This window comes from Saccharopolyspora aridisoli, assembly GCF_004348445.1.
GTDB lineage: Bacteria > Actinomycetota > Actinomycetes > Mycobacteriales > Pseudonocardiaceae > Saccharopolyspora > Saccharopolyspora aridisoli.
This window is the reverse complement of record NZ_SMKV01000079.1, coordinates 1-907: the sequence shown is the minus strand read 5'-3', so window position 1 is coordinate 907 and position 907 is coordinate 1. Positions and strand designations below refer to the sequence as shown.

The window sequence follows — 907 nt, the reverse complement described above, 5'->3', positions numbered from 1 at the left end:
GTCGATCATGGCTTGGTAGGACTGGGCGGTTTTGTCGTAGCGGGTGGCGATAGCTCGGTGTTGTTTGAGCTGGTTGAAGCAGCGTTCGACAATGTTGCGGCGCTTGTAGATGCTGGCCTCGAAGGCGGGTGGGCGCCCACCGGCCTGGCCGCGTCGTTGCCGGTTGGCCCGTTGATCCTTGCGTTCGGGGATCGTGGCTGGGATACCGCGCCGCCGAAGGTAGTCGCGGATCGCGCGGCTGGAGTAGCCCTTGTCGGCCAGTACCCGGTCTGGGCGGGTCCGTGGCCTGCCTGGACCGGCCCGATCGAACCGGACTCCGGCCATGACCTGGGTGAACATCGTGCAGTCGTTGACATTGCCGCTGGTGAGCACCACTGACAGCGGGCGGCCGTGCCCGTCACAGGCCAGATGGATCTTGGTGGTGGGCCCGCCACGGGACCGGCCGATAGCATGATCATCTGGCTCACTGTGTCCGCCGGGATCCGCTCGGGCCCCCTGTGTGAGGTTCTCTCGGGCGGCGGGCGCCGGCGGCGTGCTGATGGGCACGCACGATGCTGGAATCCACCGACACCTCGGCATCCAGCTCATCGATCGCCTCGGCAATCACCCGAACCTGGCCGACCAGCCTGGTCAGCACACCGGTGCGCGACCACCGCCAGAAGCGGTTGTAGACCGTCTTCCACGGCCCGTAGCGCTCCGGCAGATCCCGCCAGGCGATGCCTGTTTTGGCCTTGTACAGCATGCCGTTGATCACCCGGCGGTCATCCACCCGAGGCCGTCCCGCCACCCGAGGCCGGTAACAACGGCTCGATGACCTGCCACTGCTCATCAGTCAGCTCATGCCTACGCACCATCAACCAAGATCAAACCAGGTCACCCACACCCACTTTGAGGACACCCCCTAGCG

At 65.7% G+C, this 907-nt stretch carries 1 pseudogene; it reads right to left on the bottom strand.

What is annotated here, in order from left to right:
- A pseudogene (locus E1161_RS26915) lies at nucleotides 1–854 on the bottom strand (IS5 family transposase); the annotation flags it as partial.
- Between the last annotated feature and the right edge of the window lie 53 nt (nucleotides 855–907).